Source organism: Chromobacterium piscinae (assembly GCF_021129175.1).
In the GTDB taxonomy this organism is placed as follows: domain Bacteria; phylum Pseudomonadota; class Gammaproteobacteria; order Burkholderiales; family Chromobacteriaceae; genus Chromobacterium; species Chromobacterium piscinae.
In genome coordinates, this window is sequence record NZ_JAJOHV010000065.1 from 1 (window position 1) to 2,404 (window position 2,404).

Sequence of the window (2,404 nt, forward strand, 5' to 3'; positions counted from 1 at the left end):
CGGCACCATGTACTCCGCCAGCTCCTGCGACAGCGCCGCCCGCAACGCGCCCGCCTCCAGCGTCGCGCCCGGCTGCGCCGTCAAATAGGCCACCAGCCGCTTGTCGCCCGGCGCGTCTTCCCGCGCCAGCACCACCGCCTCCTTCACCCCGGCGCAGGCCGCCAGCTTGGCTTCGATTTCACCGAGCTCGATCCGGAAACCGCGGATCTTCACCTGGAAGTCGTTGCGGCCCAGGTATTCGATGCTGCCGTCCGGCAGCCAGCGCCCCAGGTCGCCGGTCTTGTACAGCCGCGCCTGCGGATCGGCGCTATACGGGTCGGCGATGAAGCGTTCCGCCGTCAGTTCCGGACGGTTCAGGTAGCCGCGCGCCACCCCGACCCCGCCGATATGGATTTCACCCGCCACCCCGAGCGGCGCCAGTTGGCCGTGCGTATCCAAAATGCGGGCATAGGTATTGGCGATGGGCCTGCCTATCGGCAGCCGTCCATTCATGTTCGTCGCGCATGGCTGGGCCGTCACAAAAATTGTGGTTTCGGTCGGACCATACACGTTCTGCAGCCTGTGCTGCGCCGCCCACGATTCAGCCAAGCCCACCGGGCAGGCCTCGCCGCCGACCAGCAAGCTCATCCGCTGCACGACAGCATTCGCCTCCATCATCTGCAAGGCGGAGGCCGGCAAGAGCGCATGGCTGATCCGATCCCGGTTCAACGTCTGCAACAAAGGCTCGCCCGGCATCAACTCTTCACGCGGATACAGGTACAGGCATGCCCCGTGGATCAAAGCGCTTACCCACTCCCAAACGCTGGCGTCGAAACTGAAAGAGGCGAATTGCAGCACGCGACTTCCCGCCCCAAACCCGGCGATGTCCGCCTGCTGGCTGGCCACATGACACACCCCGGCATGGAGGCTAACCACACCCTTGGGTCGGCCGGTCGAGCCCGAGGTGTAGATCACATACGCCGCGTTGTCGCCGCCAAGCCCCGCCACCGACGGGTTTTCCCCGCTAAGCGCAGACAGCCGGGCCTGCTCATCCGCCGCGTCCAGCAGCAACCTCGGCACCGCTCCTGCCGCCTTGGCCGCCAGCCCCGAATGCGTCAGCACCATCGCCGGCGCGCTGTCCTCCAGCATGTAGCTCAGCCGCTCCCCCGGATAGCTCGGGTCCAGCGGCACATACGCGCCGCCCGCCTTCAAGATGCCCAGCAAGCCCACCACCATGTCCAGCCCGCGCTCCACGCAGATGCCCACCCGCGCTTCCGGCCCCACCCCCAAGCCGATCAGACGATGCGCCAGCTGGTTGGCGCGCCGGTTCAACTCGCCGTAGCTCAGACTCGCCTCGCCGTGACGCAACGCTTCTGCCTCCGGCCGCGACGCCGCCTGCGCTTCGAACAAGCGATGGATCAGTTCGCCGCGCGGGTAGTCCGCCGCCGTGTCGTTGAACGTCTCCAACAGTTGCCGGCGCTCCGCCGCCGGCAGCACGTCCAGTCTGCGCACCGCCTCGCCGCTGTCCAACGCCAGCGCCGCCGCCAGCGACGCCAGCGCCGTCTCCATCATCGCGCACACCCGCGCCGCCCCCACGCTCGCCAGCGTCTGCGCCGTCAGCGCCAAACCGATGCCCAGATCATCCACCGACAGCGTCAGCGGATAGTTGGTCCGCTCTTCGCTCGCCAGCGTTTCAATGCCCTCCCAATCGAGCGCGGCTACGTCGTCCTCCACGCTATGCCGATAGTTCAGCAGCGCGCTGAACAAGGGCTGCGGCGCCGCCACCCCGCAGCAGCGCTGCGCCAGCGCCAGCGACGCGTGTTCGTGCCGCAGCAGCGAAGTCAGCGCCTGCTGCGTCTGCTTCACCGCCTCCCGCGCCGTCGCCCCGCCGATCTCCAGCTTCAGCGGCAGCGTGTTGATGAACAGCCCCAGCGCCCGGTCCGCTCCCGCCCCGCCTTGCAGCCGGCCGAACAGCACCGTGCCGAACACCACTTGCGTCCGCCCCGACGCCCGCGCCAGCACCTGGCCCCAGGCCAGGTGGGCCAGGCAGGCCACGCTGACGCCCAGACGCCGCGCTTGCTGCCGCAATTGGCCCGCCAGCTCCGGCGACAGATTGAGCCGCGCCTCTTCGATGTCGCCGCCATCTCCCAGATAGCCTTGCAGGCCGAACGGCAGCGTCGGCTCGTCCACCTCGCCCAGCTGCGCGCGGAAATAGGCTTCGTGCTCCGCCGCGCCCACGCCCAGCCGCGCCTGCGCCACGAACTGCCGGAATGGTGTCGTCGGCCCTAATTCCGCCTGTCTTCCTTGCTGAAGCAGGCTGATCTCCTGCAGCATGGTTTCCAGCGCGGTATGGTCGATCGCCAAGTGGTGGAACAACAATTGCAAATAATGCCGGCCGGTCGCCGCCTCCGCCGCGACGAAGCCG

1 protein-coding gene is annotated in these 2,404 nt (G+C 68.2%); it reads right to left on the reverse strand.

Annotation, left to right across the window (positions count from 1 at the left end):
• Window positions 1-2,404, reverse strand: a 2,404-nt coding sequence (locus tag LQR33_RS16665) for a non-ribosomal peptide synthetase (protein ID WP_231469790.1), incomplete at both ends; no start/stop codon positions are given.